The 22445-nt window shown below is 32.9% G+C and carries 20 protein-coding genes, 1 pseudogene and 1 riboswitch; of the genes and pseudogenes, 10 read left to right on the top strand and 11 right to left on the bottom strand.

Annotation, left to right across the window (positions count from 1 at the left end):
• Positions 1-24: 24 nt before the first annotated feature.
• Positions 25-1422, bottom strand: coding sequence for a C69 family dipeptidase (locus RD055328_RS01685; RefSeq protein ID WP_244087094.1), 1398 nt, complete (start codon positions 1420-1422; stop codon positions 25-27).
• A 106-nt stretch (positions 1423-1528) separates the two neighbouring features.
• Here RD055328_RS01685 and RD055328_RS01680 point away from each other — a divergent pair, with 106 nt between their 5' ends.
• Positions 1529-2566 carry a zinc-dependent alcohol dehydrogenase family protein gene (locus RD055328_RS01680; RefSeq protein WP_244087093.1) on the top strand — a complete coding sequence of 346 codons (1038 nt, stop codon included), beginning with the start codon at positions 1529-1531 and terminating at the stop codon, positions 2564-2566.
• 18 nt (positions 2567-2584) lie between these two features.
• Positions 2585-4834 carry an excinuclease ABC subunit UvrA gene (locus RD055328_RS01675; protein ID WP_244087092.1) on the top strand — a complete coding sequence of 750 codons (2250 nt, stop codon included), beginning with the start codon at positions 2585-2587 and terminating at the stop codon, positions 4832-4834.
• Positions 4835-4881: 47 nt separating this feature from the next.
• On the opposite strand, the gene RD055328_RS01670 is transcribed toward RD055328_RS01675, so the two are convergent.
• From RD055328_RS01670 to glpK, 3 genes are read right to left on the bottom strand one after another with little or no spacing between them, the layout of a single operon-like run.
• Entirely contained in the window at positions 4882-5595 is a 714-nt protein-coding gene (locus RD055328_RS01670) for an MIP/aquaporin family protein (protein ID WP_244087091.1), read from the bottom strand.
• A 21-nt stretch (positions 5596-5616) separates the two neighbouring features.
• The gene (gene glpO / locus RD055328_RS01665; protein WP_244087090.1) at positions 5617-7455 is read right to left on the bottom strand and encodes a type 1 glycerol-3-phosphate oxidase; all 1839 of its coding nucleotides are present in this window, start codon (positions 7453-7455) and stop codon (positions 5617-5619) included.
• Between the two features lie 16 nt (positions 7456-7471).
• Positions 7472-8989, bottom strand: coding sequence for a glycerol kinase GlpK (glpK, locus tag RD055328_RS01660; protein WP_244087089.1), 1518 nt, complete (start codon positions 8987-8989; stop codon positions 7472-7474).
• A 273-nt stretch (positions 8990-9262) separates the two neighbouring features.
• Here glpK and RD055328_RS01655 point away from each other — a divergent pair, with 273 nt between their 5' ends.
• Together RD055328_RS01655 and RD055328_RS01650 are read left to right on the top strand one after the other, a co-directional pair.
• Positions 9263-9934, top strand: a complete 672-nt coding sequence (locus RD055328_RS01655; protein WP_244087088.1) for a CPBP family intramembrane glutamic endopeptidase — start codon at positions 9263-9265, stop codon at positions 9932-9934.
• A 196-nt stretch (positions 9935-10130) separates the two neighbouring features.
• Complete coding sequence (locus RD055328_RS01650; RefSeq protein ID WP_244087087.1) at positions 10131-10334, top strand: cold-shock protein; 204 nt, start codon at positions 10131-10133, stop codon at positions 10332-10334.
• A gap of 129 nt (positions 10335-10463) precedes the next feature.
• On the opposite strand, the gene RD055328_RS01645 is transcribed toward RD055328_RS01650, so the two are convergent.
• The 3 genes and pseudogenes from RD055328_RS01645 to RD055328_RS01635 form a co-directional block, all read right to left on the bottom strand.
• Positions 10464-11867: a C69 family dipeptidase gene (locus RD055328_RS01645; protein ID WP_244087086.1), complete on the bottom strand. Its 1404-nt coding sequence runs from the start codon at positions 11865-11867 to the stop codon at positions 10464-10466.
• Positions 11868-11973: 106 nt separating this feature from the next.
• A complete protein-coding gene (locus tag RD055328_RS01640) occupies positions 11974-12267 on the bottom strand; it encodes a hypothetical protein (protein ID WP_244087085.1) in 294 nt (97 codons plus the stop codon).
• Positions 12268-12557: 290 nt separating this feature from the next.
• A pseudogene (locus RD055328_RS01635) lies at positions 12558-13202 on the bottom strand (MIP/aquaporin family protein); the annotation flags it as partial.
• A 237-nt stretch (positions 13203-13439) separates the two neighbouring features.
• Between RD055328_RS01635 and RD055328_RS01630 the strand changes: the two are divergent.
• The gene (locus RD055328_RS01630) at positions 13440-14468 is read left to right on the top strand and encodes an acyltransferase (RefSeq protein WP_244087084.1); all 1029 of its coding nucleotides are present in this window, start codon (positions 13440-13442) and stop codon (positions 14466-14468) included.
• 32 nt (positions 14469-14500) lie between these two features.
• Here RD055328_RS01630 and tenA read toward each other — a convergent pair whose 3' ends face one another.
• Positions 14501-15163, bottom strand: a complete 663-nt coding sequence (tenA, locus tag RD055328_RS01625) for a thiaminase II (protein WP_244087083.1) — start codon at positions 15161-15163, stop codon at positions 14501-14503.
• Positions 15164-15204: 41 nt separating this feature from the next.
• Positions 15205-15295, bottom strand: a riboswitch (TPP riboswitch).
• Between the two features lie 107 nt (positions 15296-15402).
• Between tenA and RD055328_RS01620 the strand changes: the two genes are divergently transcribed.
• Positions 15403-16149, top strand: coding sequence for an ion transporter (locus RD055328_RS01620; protein ID WP_244087082.1), 747 nt, complete (start codon positions 15403-15405; stop codon positions 16147-16149).
• A 10-nt stretch (positions 16150-16159) separates the two neighbouring features.
• On the opposite strand, the gene RD055328_RS01615 is transcribed toward RD055328_RS01620, so the two are convergent.
• A complete protein-coding gene (locus RD055328_RS01615) occupies positions 16160-16492 on the bottom strand; it encodes a helix-turn-helix domain-containing protein (RefSeq protein WP_244087081.1) in 333 nt (110 codons plus the stop codon).
• Positions 16493-16715: 223 nt separating this feature from the next.
• Here RD055328_RS01615 and RD055328_RS01610 point away from each other — a divergent pair, with 223 nt between their 5' ends.
• From RD055328_RS01610 to RD055328_RS01595, 4 genes are all read left to right on the top strand, one after another.
• On the top strand, positions 16716-17657 hold the full coding sequence (locus RD055328_RS01610) for a glycosyltransferase family 2 protein (RefSeq protein ID WP_244087080.1): 942 nt from the start codon (positions 16716-16718) through the stop codon (positions 17655-17657).
• The gene (locus RD055328_RS01605; RefSeq protein ID WP_244087079.1) at positions 17657-19609 is read left to right on the top strand and encodes a hypothetical protein; all 1953 of its coding nucleotides are present in this window, start codon (positions 17657-17659) and stop codon (positions 19607-19609) included. Before RD055328_RS01610 ends, RD055328_RS01605 begins: the two co-directional genes overlap by 1 nt.
• 47 nt (positions 19610-19656) lie before the next feature.
• A complete protein-coding gene (locus tag RD055328_RS01600; protein ID WP_244087078.1) occupies positions 19657-20661 on the top strand; it encodes a YeiH family protein in 1005 nt (334 codons plus the stop codon).
• Between the two features lie 71 nt (positions 20662-20732).
• Positions 20733-20984, top strand: coding sequence for a GlsB/YeaQ/YmgE family stress response membrane protein (locus RD055328_RS01595; protein ID WP_244087077.1), 252 nt, complete (start codon positions 20733-20735; stop codon positions 20982-20984).
• A 28-nt stretch (positions 20985-21012) separates the two neighbouring features.
• Here RD055328_RS01595 and RD055328_RS01590 read toward each other — a convergent pair whose 3' ends face one another.
• Both RD055328_RS01590 and RD055328_RS01585 read right to left on the bottom strand, forming a co-directional pair.
• The gene (locus RD055328_RS01590; protein WP_244087076.1) at positions 21013-21834 is read right to left on the bottom strand and encodes a glycosyltransferase family 8 protein; all 822 of its coding nucleotides are present in this window, start codon (positions 21832-21834) and stop codon (positions 21013-21015) included.
• Between the two features lie 85 nt (positions 21835-21919).
• Positions 21920-22366 (bottom strand): DUF2798 domain-containing protein, encoded by a 447-nt coding sequence (locus tag RD055328_RS01585; protein ID WP_244087075.1) that lies wholly within the window; start codon positions 22364-22366, stop codon positions 21920-21922.
• Positions 22367-22445: the final 79 nt, after the last annotated feature.

The following is a 22445-nucleotide window of genomic DNA, read 5'->3' as shown; positions in this document are numbered from 1 at the left end:
TTAATTACCCCAGTATTAAATTTTTTAGTCCCCTAATGAAAATCGTAATTTCATTTTTTCTGAACCTGATTTAACCATTGAATCTAGTAGCTCGATGGTATGTTTCCAATTAATCTGTGCGTATTGTTCATTAATTGTAGCTAAATAGTTTTGAATGTTATCAGACTTAATGGCTTTTTGATCAGAATTTAATTGAAGATTCTTACATTCTGACATAACTTTTTGATCAAATGTATCTTCTAAGTTGCTATAAAGTTCATAATCGTAGTCACCTAACAAACTGATTATACGGTTCAACCAGTAAGTATTATCTAGAGTTAAGTTGGACTTTGTGTTTTGATAGCTTGTTGGAACTTCATTAACATTTGAGTAGAAAGGAACTAATGCGTTAAATGTATTTGGACCATATGCTAACCAATGAATTCCAGCGATTTCATCAGAAACGTCATTTCTAATTTGAAGTATGTGAGTTTCTTGATTGCGGTTAATGCCGATTGGACGAAAAGATTTCTTGTCAGCATCGGTTCCATTTCCATATACATCATAATCTGTATTCTCAAAGTGTGAACTAAGAGCAAATTTAATGTCTTCAATACTAATCTTTTTGTTTGCTCGACAGATGAAGGGTAGTTCATAATCTCTTGGATCATTATCCATTTCTGGATTGAATAACTTTTGTACGTACCAAGCACGAGGATTATTGTATCGTGTATCTTTAATTGTTGAACTACCAAAAATATGACGAAGATTGTAACCGTCGATATCAGGATTCAAATTATTAGTATCAATGAATTCTTTCAAATCACTCGAACATAGATATTCATCAGAATCAAAATCGAAGTCATCAATATTTAATCTGTTAGGTGCAATCACATAAGCATCATCTGGAATTTTTACGGCAGCCCAATGATGTCCGCCTAATGTTTCCATATACCAAATGTCATTTTTGTCAGAAAAAATTATTCCGTTAGATTCATAGGTACCATATTTAGTAAGTAATTCTCCCATTCTTAAAACGCCAGCTTTTGCTGAAGTAATATAAGGAAGGACGATAGTAACAATATCTTCTTCGCCGATTCCATTCGGAACGAAAGGATCAATTCCCAGAATTCTTGAATTAGTTGTGATAGTTTCAGAAGCACTCATGGCAACATTTGCTGAATTAATTCCAGATTCTGCATAGATTCCATACTCATCATTGGCATCTGGTGTTGAAGTATATCGTAGAGGTTCATCCAATAAGTCGATGGCAAATTTTGTTTCTTTAGCCTGATAGTGTCGAGGTTGTTTGTCTGGTGTAATCACCATAAATTTTTTAGGATTAATTGCGCCACCTGCATCTTCATTTCTTCCAACTAATGTTGAATTATCCATTGATGCGTTTTTACCAACTAACAATGTTGTACAAGCGAGTTTACTCATAATGTCCTCCTGTGATTTTTGTTGAGTTCATTATATACCTTAATGGTAAGCGTTGTCTTTTAGTTGAGTGTATAATCATCTATATACTGAAATGGAGATGAATAATATGAAAGCAACTGTATTTATTGAACCAGGAAAAATTGAAGTTAAAGAACTACCAAAGCCAGAGATCAAAAAATCAACGCAAGCTATTGTTAAGGTATTGAGAGCATGTGTTTGTGGCTCTGATTTATGGTGGTATCGCGGGATTTCGAAAAAAACAGCTAATTCACAAACAGGTCATGAGGCTATTGGAATTGTTGATCAAGTTGGTGATGATGTTACAGATATCAAAGTAGGAGACTTTGTTATAGTTCCTTTCACTCAAGGCTGTGGACACTGTGCAGCTTGTTTAGCTGGATTTGATGGTGATTGTTTCAACCATGAACGACAAGATAATGCTTATCAAGCGGAATATCTTCGTTATGATAATGCTAACTGGGGTCTAGTTAAAATACCTGGGAAGCCGGAGGATTATTCAGATGAAATGTTGAATAACTTATTAACACTATCTGATGTTATGGCAACGGGGTATCATGCTGCGTTTACGGCTGAAGTTAAAGCTAAAGATACAGTAGTTGTTATGGGTGACGGTGCTGTTGGTTTGTGTGGAATTATAGCAGCTAAGTTGTTAGGTGCTAAAAGAATTATTGCTATGAGTCGACATGAAGATCGACAAAAACTAGCTAAAGAATTCGGTGCTACTGATATCGTTGAAACTCGTGGAGATGAAGCAGTCAAAGATGTTTTGGCTTTAACGGATGGAACTGGAGCTGATGCTGTGCTTGAATGTGTCGGTACTGAACAATCAGTTGCAACAGCTACACAAGTTGCTCGTCCAGGAGCGGTAGTGGGTCGTGTTGGAATTCCTCAAACAGCGGAAATGAACACTAATAAGTTATTTGGAACTAATGTTGGACTACGTGGAGGAATTGCGGCGGTTACAAATCACGACAAAAAAACATTGTTAGATGCCGTACTAAGCAAAAAAATAAATCCAGGTAAAGTATTCACACAAAGATTTGATTTAGATCATATTGAAGATGGATATAAAGCTATGGATGAAAGAAAAGCGATTAAGTCATTAGTAATTGTTAGTGAATAAAAGGAGGTTTAATAAACAATGCAAGATGTTATTAGTATCGATAATGCAACGAATAATAATCTCAAGAATGTTTCAGTAGATATTCCTAAACATAAGATTGTTGCAGTAACAGGAATTTCTGGATCGGGAAAGTCTTCTTTAGTTTTTGATACGATTGCTAGCGAATCGCAACGGTTATTAAACGAGAATTACTCAAGTTTTATTCAAAATATTCTTCCTAAATATCCCAAACCGCTAGTGGATTCAATTTCAAATTTGCCAGTTTCACTTGTTATTAATCAAAAAAGAATCCAAGGTAATCCACGTTCTACTGTAGGTACAATTACTGACATTTATTCAAGTTTACGTTTGTTATATTCTAGGATGGCCAAACCATTTATTGGCTTCTCTATGAAGTATTCTTTCAACAATCCAGAAGGGATGTGTACTCAATGTAATGGTCTTGGTGAGATTAAGAATATTAATCTTGATAAGTTATTAGATGTTAACAAGTCTCTTAATGAAGGTGCTATTCAATTTCCAACTTTTCAGAAGAAAGGTTGGCGACTAACTAGATATACTGAGTCTGGATATTTTGATAATAACAAAAAAATTTCAGAATACTCAAAAGATGAATTACAAATGCTTTTGTATTCTCCAAAAGTAAAGCCTAAGAATCCTAGTAATCAATGGCACAAAACTGCAGAATATTTTGGTGTTATTCCTCGAATAACTGAAAGCTTCATTAATGTGGATTCTGGTAAATATAAGAAAGATTTAAACAAAATACTAGATGTAAAAGTTTGCCCAAGCTGTAATGGAACTAGATTAAATGATGAAGTTCTAAGCTCAAAAATAGAATCAAAATCAATTGCTGACTGCTGTGAAATACAAATTACAGAACTTTTAGAATTTATAAACAAAATCTCTAATAATGATGTAAAAATTATTACAGATGATTTGAAAATGAAGTTGCAAACATTAAGAACAGTTGGCTTAGATTATTTAACTCTGAATCGTGCTACTAGTACATTGTCAGGAGGAGAGTCCCAACGAATCAAATTGACTAAATACTTAAATAACGCGTTAACTGATGTTTTGTACATTTTCGATGAACCGAGTGTTGGATTACATCCTCATGATATAACAGGTATAAATAATATTTTTCGTCAATTAAGAGACAAAGGTAATTCTATTTTATTTGTTGATCATGACCCAGATATGATTGCTGTAGCTGACGAAATAATAAATTTTGGTGAGGGTGCGGGAACAGAAGGTGGAAACGTCACCTTTCAAGGAGCGTATAAAGAATTATTGAAGTCTGATACAGTTACCGGCCGGGCTTTGACGAAGCAACATTATCTTAATAATGACAAAAAGAAATTTGTCGATTTTTATACATTAGATAACGTCTCGAAAAATAACATCAAAAATATTTCTATTAAAATTCCTAAGAACGCATTAACTTTAGTAACTGGCGTGGCTGGATCAGGGAAAAGTACATTAATTAGACAACTTTTTACCAAAAAGTATTCCGAAGTGAGTGTTCTTGATCAAAGCTTGCCACATGCAAGTAGTCGTTCTAATTTGGCTACATATTTGAATATTTTTAATGAAATCAAAAAATTATTCAGTGCAAAAAATGATATACCGATTGCTATGTTTTCTAATTCCGGTAAAGGAGCTTGTTCAGAGTGTAAAGGTAAGGGATATGTGAAACTTGATTTGGCTTATTTAGGTGATTCCGTACAAGTATGCGAAAAATGTCATGGTAAAAAATTCAATGATACAACTTTGACTTATACATATAACGGTAAGAACATAAGTGAAGTCTTAAATTTAACGGTTAGTGAAGCTTTAGATTTTTTTGATGATAATCAAATAATTAAGAACGTATTGACCGCAACAGTGAGTGCTAGTTTAGATTACATTAAATTGGGGCAAACTTTAGATACTTTTTCTGGTGGTGAATTACAAAGATTAAAAATATCACAGATGTTATCTAAAAAAATATCTCAAATAATTATTTTGGATGAGCCCAGCACAGGATTACATGAATCTGATATTGATAACTTAATTAATTTGTTCCATGAATTAATTAATGATGACAATACTCTGATTGTGCTTGAACATAATTTATCAATTATCAGTCAATCTGATTGGATAATTGATTTGGGACCTAAAGGTGGGGCTCAAGGCGGGAAATTATTATATCAAGGATATCCAGTTGATTTTATTGATGATAATAATTCATACACTGCCAAATATCTCCGTGAATTCATTAAATAAGTTTGCATACAAAAAAGCGACGATTTCTCGCCGCTTTTTTTGTGCTTTTATTTGAACATTAAGAATAGTCCGGCTGCTAATGCTCCACCAATCATTGGTCCAACAACGGGAACCCAACTATAAGCCCAGTCAGATTTTCCTTTGTTAGCTATTGGTAAGACTGCATGAGCAAGTCTTGGACCTAGGTCTCGAGCTGGATTAATAGCATATCCAGTTGTTCCACCAAGTGAAAGTCCGATTGCGATGATTAGTGTACCAACAATTAAAGGATTCAAACCATCAGCAATATTTCCTTGTCCAATGGCCATTATGGTATAAACCAAGACAAATGTACCAATAATTTCTGACATCAAGTTAGCACCATAAGAACGGATTGCAGGTCCAGTAGCAAAAGTTCCTAAGATAGCAGCTTGGTCTTTGGTATCTTTCCAATGAGGGAAATATTGTATCCAAACGAGTATTGCACCGATGAAGGCACCAATCATTTGGGCAATAATAACTGGCATAACATCACTCCAAGGAAACATTCCTGCCATTGCCATACCAAGCGTTACTGCGGGGTTGAAATGAGCTGGTCCATGGAACAAGTTAACTCCAATATAGACAGCCATTGCAACAGCAAATCCCCAACCAAGGGTAATTGCTACCCAGCCAGCACCTTCAGATTTTGATTTTTTTAGTGATACTCCGGCTACAACACCGTCACCTAAGAGTACTAAGATTGCCGTGCCAATTGTTTCACTAATTAGTAGGTTACTCATAATTCATCTCCTCTTTGTGAGTTATTTTTTTAGATGTTCCAATCTTGATTCAGCAATAACTTGATTCAAGTTAGCTAATTGAGCTTCTTTTTCAGCGTTATCCCAACCTAAAATTTTAGCCATTTCATTAACAACAGGTTCTTTGATTGAATCTAAAGTATCTGAATGGAATAAAATGTGGTTAGTACGACGTAGAAGATAATCAACTGGAGTAATTACGATTTCTTCATTTATTGAGTAATGTAAACTGATTGTTTCAGCAAGTGACAATCCAGGAGCAGCTTGCCCATTAACTTCAGTAATGTAAGAAATAACACGACCAGTATTTGATCCGTAACGGTTAGCTAAATATTTTGCATCTTCAGCTGGAATACCTTTATCAATTCCGATCTTAGTATAGAAAGTTATAGTATCTTCTACATTAGTTGGATCGAAGTGACCACCAGATACTTGAAGTTTCTTAGAATCTATTTCTTTAACAGTTTGATTGAATTTCTCTTTTAAAGTTTTTCTAATTAATGCTAATGCACCAGCTGCCATTTTACGATAGTCAGTGATTTTACCACCTGATAAAGTAATTAATCCGTCATCACCAACATCCAATTGTGAACCACGAGATACTTGTGAAGGTTTCAATTCAGCTTCACCATGAGCTGTTTGTAGGTCACTAATTGATCTTTCGACATCTGAACGACTAGCTTTTTTGTTTTCGTATTCATCAACAACTTTGATTAAATTATCAAAACTAGCATCTGAAACTTTACCAACATTTGAAGTTCCACCATTATAATCAGAACTACTATTGTTAGAGATTAGTGGACGAAGTCCAACCCAAGAAGCTTCAACATCATCAAGTGTGATATTAGCATCAGGGAAACGGTTGTTAACAGCTTTTAGTAAGTAGTCAACATCTGGCTGTTCAACCATTGGATGTTTATAATCACCAGTAAAGTCAGTATCAGTTGTACCGAAGTAAGTTTTTCCTTCGCGAGGAACAACGAAGAACATACGGCCATCATCCATACCAGTATCTGAATATGTTGGTTGTGGAACTTTAAGAACTGATTCGTCAACAACTAAGTGAACACCTTTAGTTGGACGTAATTCGACACCTTGACCATTCTTTTTGTCGAGTCCTAATAGTTTATCAACCCATGGTCCAGTTGTATTAATAACTAGTTTTGTTTTGATTGTGAATTCTTCACCAGTTAAATTATCTTTGACAATTACTCCGTTGATTTGATCATTATCATCATGAGTCACACCAATTGCTTGAACGTGACTAGCAATTAAGCCACCAAGTTCATCAGCTTCTTTAATGTTTTCAATAACTAAACGAGAATCATTGTTGACGAAGTCTAGGTAGACACCGGCACCTTCAAGGTTTTCACTTCTAATACCTGGTTCTCTTTGTAAAAGTTCATCGCGTGAAATAGTATAGTTAGCATACTGACTACCTTCAACACCTGCCAGACGGTCATATAAGTCCATGGCAATTTTGACACTGAACATATCAAAAGTTTGTCCGGGCTCGTTATATATAGGAAGAATCATTGGGAACGGACGTGGAATATGTGGAGCAATTCCTTGAACAACGGCACGTTCGGTAACAGTATCTGCAACAACACCAACGTCAAAGTTTTTTAGATAACGGATACCACCGTGAACTAATTTAGTTGAACGTGAACTAGTTCCTTCGGCGAAATCTTGCATTTCAATCAAACCTGTTTTAATTCCCGAAGCGGCAGATTGAAGAGCAACACCGGCACCAGTAATTCCACCTCCGATTACTAATAAGTCAAGTTGAGTGTTTTTTAATTCATTAATTACTTCTGAACGATTTTTTTGTGAAAATGTCATTATAATACTCCTTTAATTAATCTTCTTTTTTTAGGCTGTTATGTTTAAAAGTCTTAGTAGCAGCGACTGCTTGTTGCCAGCCCTCATATAAATTGTCACGTTCTTCTTGTGGCATATTTGGTTGGAATGTTTGCCCAACTTGGAAAATATTTTGTAGTTCATCAGTGTCTTTCCAATAACCAACTGCTAAACCAGAAAGAAAGGCTGCACCCATGGCTGTTGTTTCAAGGTTCTTAGCACGTTCGATAGGTGTGTTAAGAATATCTGCTTGGAACTGCATTAAGAAATCATTTTTTGCAGCACCACCGTCAACACGTAATGCGGGAATTTTAATTCCTGAGTCTTTTTCCATTGTGTCAACAACGTCACGTGTTTGATAGGCTAGTGATTGTAATGTAGCCTTGATGAAATCTTTATCAGTAGTACCACGAGTGATACCAAATACTGCACCACGAGCTTCTGAATCCCAGTAAGGAGCACCTAGACCAGTAAAGGCTGGGACTACATAAACTTCGTTATCACTAGTAGATTCTTTAGCAGCTTCCTCAGATTCAGGAGCTGTTTCGACAAGTTTCATACTGTCACGAAGCCATTGAATTGCTGATCCAGCAACGAAGACAGAACCTTCTAGAGCGTAAGTTACTTTGCCATCAATTGCGTATCCAATTGTAGTTAACAGATTGTTGTTTGACATAGTTGGCTCTTCACCAGTATTCATAACAATAAATGAACCAGTTCCATAAGTGTTTTTAACTGTCCCTGGTTGTAGAGCAAGTTGTCCGAACAATGCTGATTGTTGGTCACCAGCCATACCAGAGATTGGAACTGAACTACCATAGAAGTGATATTCTTTAGTATGTCCATAAACCTCAGAACTTGCTTTTGCTTCAGGTAAGATTGCCTTAGGAATATTCAAGATATCAAGAATTTCATCATCCCATTTTAAATCATTAATATTGAATAACATGGTTCTACTTGCATTGGTGTAGTCCGTAACGTGTACTTCTCCACCAGTAAGTTTCCAAAGAATCCAAGAATCAATTGTCCCAAACAATAGTTCTCCGGCTTCTGCGCGTTCTTGAGCTCCCTCAACGTGGTCTAAAATCCAACGGATCTTAGTAGCACTGAAGTATGAATCGATAAGTAAACCAGTTTTTGAACGAATCATATCAGTGTAACCATCTTGTTTTAATTTATTAGCAATCTCGTTAGTTTGTCTCGATTGCCAAACAATAGCGTTATAAATAGGTAAACCGGTTTTCTTATCCCAAATAATAGTGGTCTCACGTTGGTTAGTGATTCCGATTCCGGCTATTTGACTCGGTTGAATACCCGACTCAATAAAAACATTTGCAATTGTTGAAAGCACAGCATTCCAGATTTCATTAGCATTATGTTCAACCCAACCTGGCTCTGGAAAATATTGCGTGAATTCACGTTGTGCATCAGCAATTTTTTTTCCGTCGTGATTGAAAATAATGGCTCTAGTACTGGTTGTACCTTCGTCAATAGCCATAATGTATGACTCTTTCATATGTCTTCCTCCTGACAGTGTAATAAATGAAGCGAAATCCAAAGAATATTTGTGTATACGCTTTCATTTCAAATATTAGTTTATCTGTTTATAGAAAATAAGAAAAGCGTTAAGTACCGGTTTATGAATTTATTAATCTATTTGTCAAAAACAACGAAATAAAACTTGTAAAATGATAAATAGAATATTAATAGTATAATTTATAACGAATATTCGTTATGAAAAATAAGAATGGTAAAATATACAGTACATATTCTTTATCAGAGGTAAATTATGTTTGATGAAATACTAATTCAACAGAAAATAAAACTTAGTCGATTATGGATTGTACCCATAATGATTGTTATTGGGATGTCTGGTTTGTCATTTGGATGGTTGCATTTTCCGTGGATTTGGTTACCAATTACTAGTTCGATTTCTCTAATCACGGTTTATGGTTGGAACAATTTTAAGCATTTTTTCAAGTTACCTACAAAAACTGGATGGCAAACTATAATTCGAATGTGTTTTCTTGCATTTGGACTAGCAATATTAGCGATGGTAATAGGAGTCGTTGTTTTTAGGTTGCAGTTTTCTGCCAATCCGATTTTTGATGGAAGCAAAACTTCAATATTAATTAGCTTATTAGTTATATGGATATCTTTAATAGGTGAGGAATTGATTGTTGCATCTGTAGCATTACCTATATATACATGGCTTGCCAATACAAAATTGAGTAGAAGAGATGCTTGGATCATAGCGTTGATAATAAGTTCGGTATTTTTTGGAATGTTACATCTTCCAACCTATGATTGGAATTGGTATCATGCGATAGTTATTATTGGATTGGTTAGAGTTCCGTTTAGTATAGTCTGGAGAAAAACTGATAGTTTACTTGGCGGAATCTTGGCTCATATTATTTATGACTATGTTTTGATAGCAATTGCTATGCTAGGAATGAACTAAGATAAAAAACTAATAATATTAAAATAATATTATGTTTTTCTTTTCTTTTTTTACTTAACCGTGCTATACTTATAGAAGTGATCAATATTGAGACGTAACTTTGAGTTTGTACATATTATTTAATTCAACATTTACTTATTAATAATTAATTGCGACAAAAACGTACATTTTTAATGTATTACGGAGGATTTACACTATGCAAAACGGAACAGTTAAATGGTTTAACGCTGATAAAGGATTTGGTTTCATTACTGGAGAAGATGGAAAAGATGTATTCGCACATTTCTCAGCTATCAACTCTGATGGTTTCAAATCACTAGAAGACGGCGAAAAAGTTACATTTGATGTTGAAGATAGCGATCGTGGACCACAAGCTGTTAACATCAACAAAGTTCAATAATAATTTGAATTAAAGCTAAAAGTTCTTACCTTAGGGTAAGGGCTTTTTTTATATATTATTAATTTGTTAGTAATAAAACTTATACGAATAAAAAAGACATAAGATTTTAAATCTCATGTCTTTTTATTATTAATCATTCATATTATATCTAAGTTTCATTCGTTCTGATCCTGAAATAACCATCTTACCAAATAGTTCTGTTTGACGAGTGAATGACTCATCTGCCAATTGTTGATTAGCTTTAGTAAGTATATTTATATCATTGCTCTTAATGAAAGCTGCATCAGTTTCGTTTTGAATTTGACGATATTTTGACATAGCTTCAAGTTCAAATGTATTTCTCATATCTACGTAGAAGTCATAATCAGTATCACCTAACAAAGCCGTGGCACAACTTAACCAGTACATATTGTTCATATCAAAAGTACCGGTAGCGTCTTTGTAACTTGAAGGGGTGTCTTCAACGCTAGAGTAGAATGGGACAACTGAATTGAATGTATTAGCACCATAGGCTAACCAATGAATACCTGTAATTTCGGCAGGCACGTTATTTCTGATTTGTAGAATATGTACATTATGATTACGATTAATTCCGATTGGACGGAATAAAGTTTTTTCAGATTCAGTGCCATCACCATATGGATCATATTCTGTGTTTTCAAAATGAGAACTCAAGACAAATTTAACGTCTTCAATTGATATCTTCTTGTCGGCATAACAGATGAAAGGTTGGTCATGATCCATTGGTTCAGAATCCATTTCCGGATTGAAATATTTTTGACCGTACCAAGTTCTAGGATTGTTATAAACAGTATCTTTAATAGAAGCGCTACCGAATATATGACGTAAGTTATAACCATCTATGTCAGGATTCAAATTATTTGAGTCGATGAATTCTTTCATACCATCGGAACATAATGTTTCGTCTGAATCGAAATCAAAATCGTCAATATTCATACGGTTAGGTGCTACTACATAAGCATCATCCGGGATACGAACAGCAGCCCAGTGATGACCACCAATTGTTTCTAACCACCAAACTTCATTCTCGTCATTAAAGGCAATCCCATTAGGTTCATAAGTTCCGAACTCTTCAAGAAGAGAACCTAAACGCTTAACACCTTCTTTAGCACTATGAATATAAGGAAGTACAAGGGTAACAATATCTTCTTCACCGATACCTTGTTCAACAAATGGATCAAGACCTTGAATACGTGGATTTGTAGTAATTGTTTCAGTAGCTGACATTCCAACATTATCGCTGTTGATACCTGCGGCCGGCCAAATCCCATTGGTCAAAACTGAATTTGGCATTGATGTATAACGTAGTGGATTGTCAGGAAGTGTGATTTCTACTCCACTAATAACTGATTTGTAATTACGTGGTTGTTGATCAGGTGTCACAACAACGAATCTTTGAGGATCAAGAGCTTCATGTCCATCATCGTTTCTAGAAATCATTGTTGAACCATCGATGGAAGCTTTCTTTCCGACTAAGATCGTTGTACAAGAACCTTGAATTTTTTTACTCATAAATATATTCCTCCTGTTATCTATAGTGAATATTATAACGCAATCTTACTATAGTAACTGTTTTGAAAATTATAGAACAAAAAAAGACTCGCATTTGCGAGTCTTTTTATTTACCTAAATTTTTAACGTAATTGATTACTTCTTTTTTGTAACCTATGAATAATCCTATTAGAATAAAAATTATTAGAACAACAAAGAAGTGAAAAGTAACACCGTAGCTACTGCTATCTAACTGACTAAACTGAATCCCCATCAATGTGGTTCTTGTGAAACCTATTCCAGAAAAGACACTTTGTAAACTTTCTGCTAACATAGTATCTTGAAGTTCAACTATTGTATCAACAATTAAAAGAACTAACCAGGCTAGAAATGAAATAATTGTTGGTATAATTTTTTTCATAAAATCCCCTCTTACTTAACAATATGTACTAAGTATATAAAAATTAACGACGAAGAGCAATTGTACATAAAAGTTAAAATAAAAAGGATGAAGATTATCTTCATCCTTTTAAACTATTTTTTAGTTGTAGTAGTTTTTTTAGCTGCAGGTTTCTTGGCTGTAGTTTTCTTAGCTGTAGTTTTTTTAGCTGTAGTAGACTTAGTAGTAGTCTTCTTTGCTGTTGATTTTTTAGTTGTAGTAGTAGCTTTTGGAGCAGCAGCTACTGTTTTTGCAGTAGCCTTTTTAGCTGAGTCTTCACTACCCATGAACTTAGCAACATAAGCTGCAAGAACACTACCGATAATTGGAGCAACAAGGAATACCCAGTAGTTAGAAAGAGCTGAACCTTGTTCAAAAATAGCAGGTCCAAAACTTCTAGCAGGGTTCAATGAACCACCAGTTAAGTTGAAGGCAACAATGATTAAGAATGACAATGTGATACCAATAGCAATTGGAGCCATTGTTGCGTTACCAAGTTTTTCACTTGTTACCATTAGAATAACAAGAACAAAGATGAATGTGATAAGACCTTCAACAAGCAATGCCATTGGGGCACTGATTCTTGGGAAGTCATTAGCACCGAAACCGCTAATAGCTAATGAATCAGCGAAGATTCCAACGAATGCTGAAGCTACGATAGCTCCAAGGAATTGTGAAATGATGTAGTAAACACCGTCTTTAAGTGACAATCTTTTGTTAATAACCATAGCAATAGAAACTGCGGGGTTAAAGTTACCACCAGAAACAGCACCGAAAGTATAAGCCATAACAGTGATAGCCATACCAAAGGCAAGACCGATTGTTAGTACGTTACTTGTACCTGCAATTACTACAGTACCAGTTCCCAAGAATACTAACATGAAGGTACCAATAAATTCTGCAATATATTTCTTCATAATATATAAAACTCCTGTAAAATATGATATTCAGCTTTTTGAGTCATCAGTAATTGGACTAAATAAAGCAATAACTAATAGTATAACGCAAACTTCTCTAATAGAAAAATTAAATTGAAAATGTGAACATTGTATTCAGAAAATCAATAAAATAATATCTTCAAAGTTCATAGTGTTGCCTTTTGTATTGAAATTGAATCGAGTATAATTGACTATGAAGATAGACAGGGGAATATAATGGTAAAAAAAATAGATACTAGATTCAATTTACTAAGAGTAATGGCAATGATTTTTGTTGTCTGTATACATACTCTAGGTTTAGTTTTTCCGGGAAATGTTAATTATATATGGAGTGCATCTCATGAGGTTTTAATTACCATATTATTTATTTGCAACCCTATATTTTTTATGATGAGTGGTCATTTCAATCTTCATTACAAAGGTAGTTCAAGAAAAGACTATGTATTATATTTGAAGAAAAAAGCCATGGCAATTGTTTTACCTCTAATCATTTATGAATTCATATACTATGTTGTACTTACAATTGCCAGAAAAGATGTTAATAGCCTTGGTTCCTTTGTTCAAGGTTTTTTTATAAATACATTACAAGAGTTCACTAATACATATTTTTGGTTTATGTATGTTTTAATTGGGTTATTAATAGCAGCACCGTTCTTTTCAAAGATGATTGATAACCTTAATCAATCTGAGAAAACAAGTTTATTGATTACAAGTATTGTAATTCAATTGTTAATTATGATTTGTCAATTCGGTAATATTAATTTAGGCATTTCGGGTTATCCATTTATTAGTTGGATTTTTTATTTTATCCTAGGTCGTTTACTTGAAGATATAAGCTTGAAATCAATATCGAATCCAATTAAATTGGGAGTATTATTATTAATAATGATAGTCAATATTATTACTAATAGATTATTTCCTAATGTATTAATTCATGATCAAGCCCCAACTAATATATTGTTCGTGGTTATTATCTATATGTCATTATTGGATAGTGTTGTATTTAATAAATTATCTAGTAATAAAATAGTAGCTTTCTTAAGTAAATATTCATTTAGTTTATATTTAAGTCATGGAGTTTTTCTTATAGCGTTTGCAAATGTTAGAATAACAAATTATTTTGTTATTCAGTATCTAGCATTAATTATTATGGTAAGTGTTTCGGCTCTATTTTTTGGTTTTTTAGTAGACAACATCGTAGTTAATCCTATTAAGAAAATTATTAATAATAGAATTAAAAAATAAAACACTAGGAATAAATCTCTAGTATTTTTTATTTACCATGTTTCTTTGGCATATGACATTTCCCAAAATTTATATTCCATTTGAGTGCTAATTTCGAACGCTTCTAATATTTTTTGCTGTTCAATAGGCGAAGTTTCTTCTGCAAGTTCATCTATTAATGCTCTTTGTTTTTGAACTCCTAATTTTGCTTCCTCAGTAGCATAACTATCAATCCATTGTTGATAGATAGGAATAGGAGAATCTTTAGTTGATAAATATTCGCCGATTTCTTGATATAACCATTCACATGGTAACATGCTAGCGGCTGCAACTAATGGACTTTCAACATATAATTGTCGATACATATGTGATACATAATTGTAGGTAGTTGGAGCTACAGGTGTATTTTTAATTTCTTTATCAGTTATATTCAGTTCACGGAAAAAAATCTCTCGAATAGCAAATTCACCTGCTTCTAAACCAGCTGAATTTTCTTGAAGAGCTGATTTTAACTTAGCATTATCGGTTTGTTGTGCGATTAAATCGTATAACTTACCAAAGTGTTCTAAGTAATATCGATCTTGTAATAAATAATATCTAAAAATAGTTGGATCTAATGTACCTGCGTGTAATTCTGTTATGAAAGGATGTTTAAAACTATCATGCCATGGTTTATAGGATTTTTCATAGGCAAGATCAGTAATTTTTTTTGACATGTTGACTCCTTATGTATGTTTTTTGGCATCACAAAAGGAATAGGAATAATACTACATTTTCCTTCGCCAGTATTAACTGGAATCAGGTTCAACGGGTATAATCTCAGCTAATAAGCACCCCAAATGTGATTTCTTATAAAGAATAACACTTTTAATAATTCAAAGCTTTAGTAGGAGTGTTTTTTTATTCGCTAAAAAAATGTATGATACTTAATAGATATGTTTAACAGGGGAAATAGATGTCAGAGAAAAAATCACTATTATATGAAACAACTATGATAATCTTAGCGATTATATCGATAGTTTTGATAGTCTTGAATTATATGGGGATTATTGAAATAACTGCTGAACCATATATAAATATTAGTAGAGTAATTTTATTAGTATTTATATTAGATTATTTCACTAGATTATTTAGATCTAAAAACAAGAAGATGTTTTTTAAAAATAATATAATTGATTTGTTAGCGATTGTGCCTTTTAATTATTCATTTGCATTGTTTCGTGTTTTTCGTTTACTGAGAATTGGTAAAGTATTCAAAATATTTGGTTGGGGAAAACTAGATAATTTAATAAATATGACTACTCAAAAAATTCAATCTTTCATGAGAATTAATGGATTGATACATTTACTGTATGCTTCAATGGGAATAATTGTTGTTGCTTCCGCTATTTATTCATACGCAGAAAAATCTACACTGAGAGAAGCTTTTTGGTGGGCGGCTACTACAGTTACAACTGTCGGTTATGGGGATGTTTCACCCAGCACAACTGCAGGGAAATTAGCGGCTATTTTATTAATGTTTCTTGGAATTGGATTTATAGGTATGCTTACTAGTTCGATTACAAACTATTTCACAGAAGGAACAGACACTGATAAGTTAGATGAACTCCTACAAGAAATGCAAAACGTTAAAAAACAAAATGAGCAATTATCAAAACAAGTCACTTCACTTGAGAATAAAATAAATAAAAAAGACCTCTAAGAGGTCTTTTTTATTTGAACTGATGTAACATTCCAAAAATTGACCAAATAAGTGCAATGGGAATCCACCAAAACTTGGCAATGAATTCATATCCGTTATTAACCTTGTACCAGCCACTAGTACCAGGCTTTACTTCTTTTTGAGCGATACCAAGAACAAGTTCATCTAAACTAACATCTAATATCTTAGCAATTTGAATAACTTTATCTAAATCAGGGGTAGAATCAGCCTTTTCCCATTTAGAAACAGCTTGACGTGAGACATATAACTTATCGGCTAACTGTTCTTGAGATAGTCCTCTTTTAGTACGTAAATTAATTAATTGATCGCTGAAAGTTGACATAAATTTTCTCCTTTTTTTGTTAATTTAAATATATATGCGATAACTAACAATTACCAGCAACTGAGATGGCGAAACCGTTAAAAGTTTGTAAATTATTGTCAACTAATAGTTGCGTGAAATGTATTTATTCTTTATGTATATAATATTATTTTTATATTACAATTGCCATATGAATGAACTATAATAGATTAATTAAAGAATAAGGAATTAACAGGAGTAAATGATGAAAAAACTAACCATTGTAGTACCTGCTTTTAATGAAGAAGAAATGTTACCCATTTCAATGAATAAATTATTAGAGATTGAGGACCGCTTAATCAAGGATGAATTAATTACTTCTGATTCTGATGTTATGGTGGTTAATGATGGTTCTAAAGATAAAACTTGGGAAGTAATCACTAAGTTGCATAAAGAAAATTCTCGTATTAAAGGTATTAAGTTTAGCCGTAATTTTGGACATCAAAATGCTTTGATTGCTGGTCTAGATATAGCAATTAAAGAAACTGATATGATAGTTACAATTGATGCAGATTTACAAGACGATCCTGAAGCTATAATTGAAATGGTTAAAAAAGCCAATGAAGGTACCGATATCGTTTATGCAGTGCGTAATAATAGAGATACAGATAGCTGGTTCAAGAAGAATACAGCAGGTGCCTTTTATAAATTTTTAAATCTATTAGGTGTAAAACTTGTTGATAATCATGCAGATTTTCGTTTAATGACTAAAAGAGCGGTTGAAACTTTATTATCATATAAAGAAAGGAACCTGTTTCTACGTGGGCTAGTTCCTTTGTTGGGTTATAAAACGGATAAAATTTATTATAAGCGCGGTACTCGTGAAGCTGGCGAAACAAAGTATCCATTAAAGAAAATGCTTAGTTTTGCTTGGGAAGGGTTAACTTCGTTTTCTATTGCTCCAGTGAGATTAATCAGTATTTTCGGGATTTTAGCTAGTTTGGTGGGTGTCTTCATGTTGATTTATACAGTAATCACAAAATTAATGGGAGATACAAGCCAAGGTTGGTCTTCGTTAATGATTTCTATTTGGATGCTAGGTGGATTACAGATGCTTAGCTTAGGTGTTATTGGCGAATACATTGGGAAAATAACATTAGAAGTCAAAAATAGACCACGTTATATTATTGAGGAAATTCTTAAATAATGATTTTTAAAGTTTATAAAATTTTCCCATTGGCTTTAATTTTGTTTCTAGTAATTGGTATTATCAGCAATATTTTTGTGCCATTTACGCTTGCAATGAATGGATTGTTAATTATAAGTTCATTAATGATTTGGCGTAATTGGCGAAAGATGAAACATGCAGCTGATAAAATCAGTCGCAAAAATATGAATTTAATTATTGCAATTGGATTATTAATGATTGTAATCATACAATTATTAGTATTGAAGTATTTACCAGCTACTGTTTATCACGATCCGTTTCGTGTATTACATCAAGCTGAACTGCTGAATACAAACAATCATAACTGGGGAGAAACGACATATTTTTGGCGCTATCCTAATAATGTTCCAATAGCATATTTTGTTTCACTCTGGTTTATATTTACAGATCTTTTGAATTTAACTCATAATGTATCAATTCATATATTATCTATGTTCTTTTTAGACTCATTTATTGTCATGGGTCTTTATACCGTCAAAAAGATTTATCGGCGAAATATTGGAATTTTAGCGAGCATAATTTTCCTAGTATTTGGACCATTTGCCTATACTTATTATCTTCAAGTTTTTTATACCGATTTACCTAATATGCTGTTTATATTGATTGTTTTTAATCTGATTAATAGTTGGGCAAATATGACGAGAACAAAAAAGATCTTGTCAGGGATTGCTATTGTTATCTTGATGTTACTTGGGCAACTATTAAAACCAAATTTAATAATTTTTGCGGTAGCAATTTCTATAATTATAGTTGGATTTTTTATAATAAATCGCCAAGTTGCTAGAAAATTAATTGTCCCCTTATTATTAGTACTTGTTGGTTTGATTCTTGCAACACCTGTAAAAACAGGGATACAAAATACAACTGGCTTTGTTCCTAATACTAAATATCAATTACCAACAACACATTGGATTTGGATGAGCTACAATCCTGAGAGTCCGGGTAGTTATGTTGGAAGAGATGTCCATGAAATATTGGAATATCCAACCAAAAAAAAGCGAGCTAACTATATTAATAAAGCTCTACCAAAACGTTTCAAAGAATTAGGACCATTGGGTTTAATTCAGAAGTGGGTTACCAAAATAGGTCTGTTATTAAATGTTGATAGCATCTCTAGCGCATATACTGGCGGATATATGCAGACTCCGAAAGTATATGCGAATATTCAATTTGGGATTAACTTTGCTAGTCAATTTATTATGCGATTAGGATTCATCTTGATTTATGCCATTGGATTATTACGTGCTATTAAAATGTTTGGAGAGAAACAAGAAGAAGTTAATATTATTCAAGCTTTAGCTGCTATTACAATAGTTGGTTTTATGATGTTTCATGTCTTCTTATGGGAGGCGGGAGCAAGGTATGGACAGATAGTAGTGCCATTGTTATTAATGATGAATGTAGGAACTGATGTCGATTTAAGAAAACAAGTTCAACTGAGTAGGTTGAAAATATTCTTACCATTAGGCATTATTGCTAGCCTTATAGCAATTCTGATAGTCCCAACAACGATTCTTCCTCACGGACCTGTTTTTGTTTCTGCACAACGAAGTCAGCTGTCTCAACAATATGGAGCAAGACCGACTGCTATTGATGGAAATAAAATTATTAATCAAAAAATAACAATTAATCATCAAGTTACAGAACTTGCTGTATTGGCACCTGCAAATGACAATCTTAAAGCTGAATTAGTTAACCTAAAAACGGGTAATATTCAGCCAATGCATCACGATAAGAAAATTGTATATATAAATAAGGTGATTAAACCAGGCGACTACAAGATTAGGTTTACAGCAAAAGATAACTCGAAACCTTTTAAAGTTATAACTACAAATATGCAAAAATATAAACTAGCTAATTACCCATTAATTGTGAATGACAAAGAATATAAATACCGTTCATTGATCTATCAAGCTAGCTATTTCAGATAAAATGTGTGTAGTTTAAATATAATAAAATCAACGTATGAGGAAAGTATATGAATTTTGATGAAGTAAGAAGAACATTACCGGGATTGGGTTTATCATTTATTGTGGCAGTGATTGCTAAATTCCTAGGTACATTAGTCCCTAGTTTAGGAGCTGCAACAATTGCTATTTTATTAGGGATATTATTAGGTAATACAATTTTTAAGCAGAGTTTTTTGAATATTGGGACTAAGTTCTCAGAAAGTAGACTTCTTGAATATTCAGTTGTGTTACTTGGATTTACAGTTACTTTTCAAACTATTAAGAGTTTGGGAATTAGTGGAATTACGTATATTGTTTTAATGATGGTAACCATTATTCTAAGTGCTTATGCAATTGGTAGGAAATTAGGATTTGGCGAAAAAATGTCACTAATGTTTGCAGGTGGAAATGCTGTTTGTGGGACTTCTGCAATTGGGGCTATTGCGCCTGCTATTGATGCCAAAGATGATGAAAAAGGACAAATAATTACACTTGTTAATTTATTAGGAACTGTAATGATGCTTGTTCTGCCATTTTTAGGTATGGCAATTTTTGGTGATAATTTGATAGCTAACAGTGCTTTACTTGGTGGAACATTACAATCAGTTGCTCAAGTTGTAGCCGGAGCTAGCTTCATTAATGAAAAGACAATAGAATATTCGATGATATTCAAAATAATGCGAATTATTTTATTAGTTGTTGTAGTTTATATCTTTGAACGTAAGGTTAATAGTAATAAAAAAACTACAACAAAAAAAGCTAAGGGATTCAAATTACCAATTCCTTGGTATGTATTACTATTTTTGATATTCTGTCTTTTAAATAGTGTTGTTAGCTTACCGATAGGATTTAAAACGGGGGCTCATTTCTTTAGTGGATGGTTTGAAACGACGGCTTTAGCTGCGATTGGGTTACGTCTAGACTTTCGTAAGTTTATAAAAGAAGGACCAAGATTTCTGATATATGGAATTTCTGTAGGTGTAGTACAAACTATCGCTGCAATTGTTTATATTACAATTTTACATATAGGATAAGTACATTTCTCGACAAGCTAGATAGCTACCCAATATAATTAAATTAACAAATAAGAAAAGAGGTAGTTACTATGCACACATTATGGACGTTAATCATAGGAGCACTTATCGGAATTATTGCAGGAGCAATTACCAAAACTTCAATGGGATGGATTTTAAATATTCTAGCTGGGTTAGTAGGATCTTACGTAGGTGAGAGCTTACTAGGTAGTTGGGGGCCTCATTTGGCTGGAATGGCAGTTATTCCTTCAATTATCGGAGCTGTAATTTTAGTAATTGTTGTTTCCCTAATCGTTGGAGCAGTACAGAAAAACAAAAAATAAAAAGACCTCTTATGAGGTCTTTTTTTATTTAAAGTAATTCAGTTTTATGGAGATAGTGTCTATATAATTCTCTGAAGTTTCCAGTATATTTTTCTGACCAAGGTTTGTCTTTGCCACAAAAGTGTAGAAAAACATTATTTTTAATTACCCAATTGATATCCCATTTACCAACACTAATGGTCTGATACATCAAGTTCTTTCGAGTATCATAGTTATAAAGTTCATCTGGAATTGAAACAATATATTTCCCATAAAGATAATTCAAAATATCCTGATCAGGTAATAGTAAATAATCACCATGATCTTTAATAGCATTAAAGATATCTTGCTCGGTTACCTTTTCTCGAATTGCAGAAAGATTCATTAATAATACTCCAGAATTGAAGTATCCTTCATTTTCATAAGTATCTAATCTAACTTTATTGATCGCATCAGTAATTTGAGTTAATCCTTGATGACTTGCGGCTGCGTACAAATCAGTACCTAAATTCAATTGATAGAGCGGCGTAATATCATTAATACATAAGATATCTGCATCTAAGTATAGAATTTTAGTGAGTTCTTGTGGTAAATATTTGTGAGCTAGCAAGCGATAATAAATAGTTTCCGGATATCTTTTAGAAATTGGAGCATCCGCAAATAATTGTTCATCTCCGAGAATAATAGGCACATAGGTTATGTTTAATTGATTTAAAAAATCTTGAAGTTCTGCTTGTTTTTCTAAGGGTTCTTTTTGAAGAACATAAATAGTGTAGTCATGATCTTGTGAATTTTGTTGTATTGAATAGATGGTGGTTTTCAATTGTTGGATGAAATTGTCATCAATTGAAAAAAGTAAATTAATTTTCATGATTTTTAGTATCCTTATTTTCTTTTACTCTATATTAATAGAATAAAAATTAAAAAGATACTCATAATTAATTTGATATAGTTATCTATTTTGTTTGAATTCGTGCAAGAATTGTTCGTGAGAATGGTCCTACAACAAGTAATTGTAGAGGTAACGCGGCAATCAAGTTCATAATCCATGTTTGTACATAAACACTACCTAAGTTATTGGGGATTCCACCTTCAATAATAATTCCGAATAATGACATGAATGACACCATTCCTAAGACCATTAAGCATGACATTGACAAAATTAGTTGAATACGATTCTGTTTATCAATAAAAGACATTTTACTAACTAACCAATGAGCAATAACTCCAACTATCAAGTTATCGAGAATAAAAGCAACAATAAATCCGGGTATGAAACCAGTAACCAAATTGATAAACGTAAATGATTGATGTAAAACGAGATTATAAATACTCATTCCTAAAACCATTAAAAAACACATAATACTTCCAAAAATAATTCCTTCTTTTTTATTTGTAGGCATAAAAATCCTCTTCTTTCTTTATAAAAAGTTACAAAAAATAACTTATCATAAATAATTTTTTCTCGTAAGAACTTTTTAA

Origin of the sequence: Companilactobacillus sp. RD055328, from assembly GCF_022835675.1 — a bacterium.
In the GTDB taxonomy this organism is placed as follows: domain Bacteria; phylum Bacillota; class Bacilli; order Lactobacillales; family Lactobacillaceae; genus BQUT01.
Note: the sequence above shows the minus strand (reverse complement) of the source record. Positions and strands in the feature narration are given on the sequence as shown.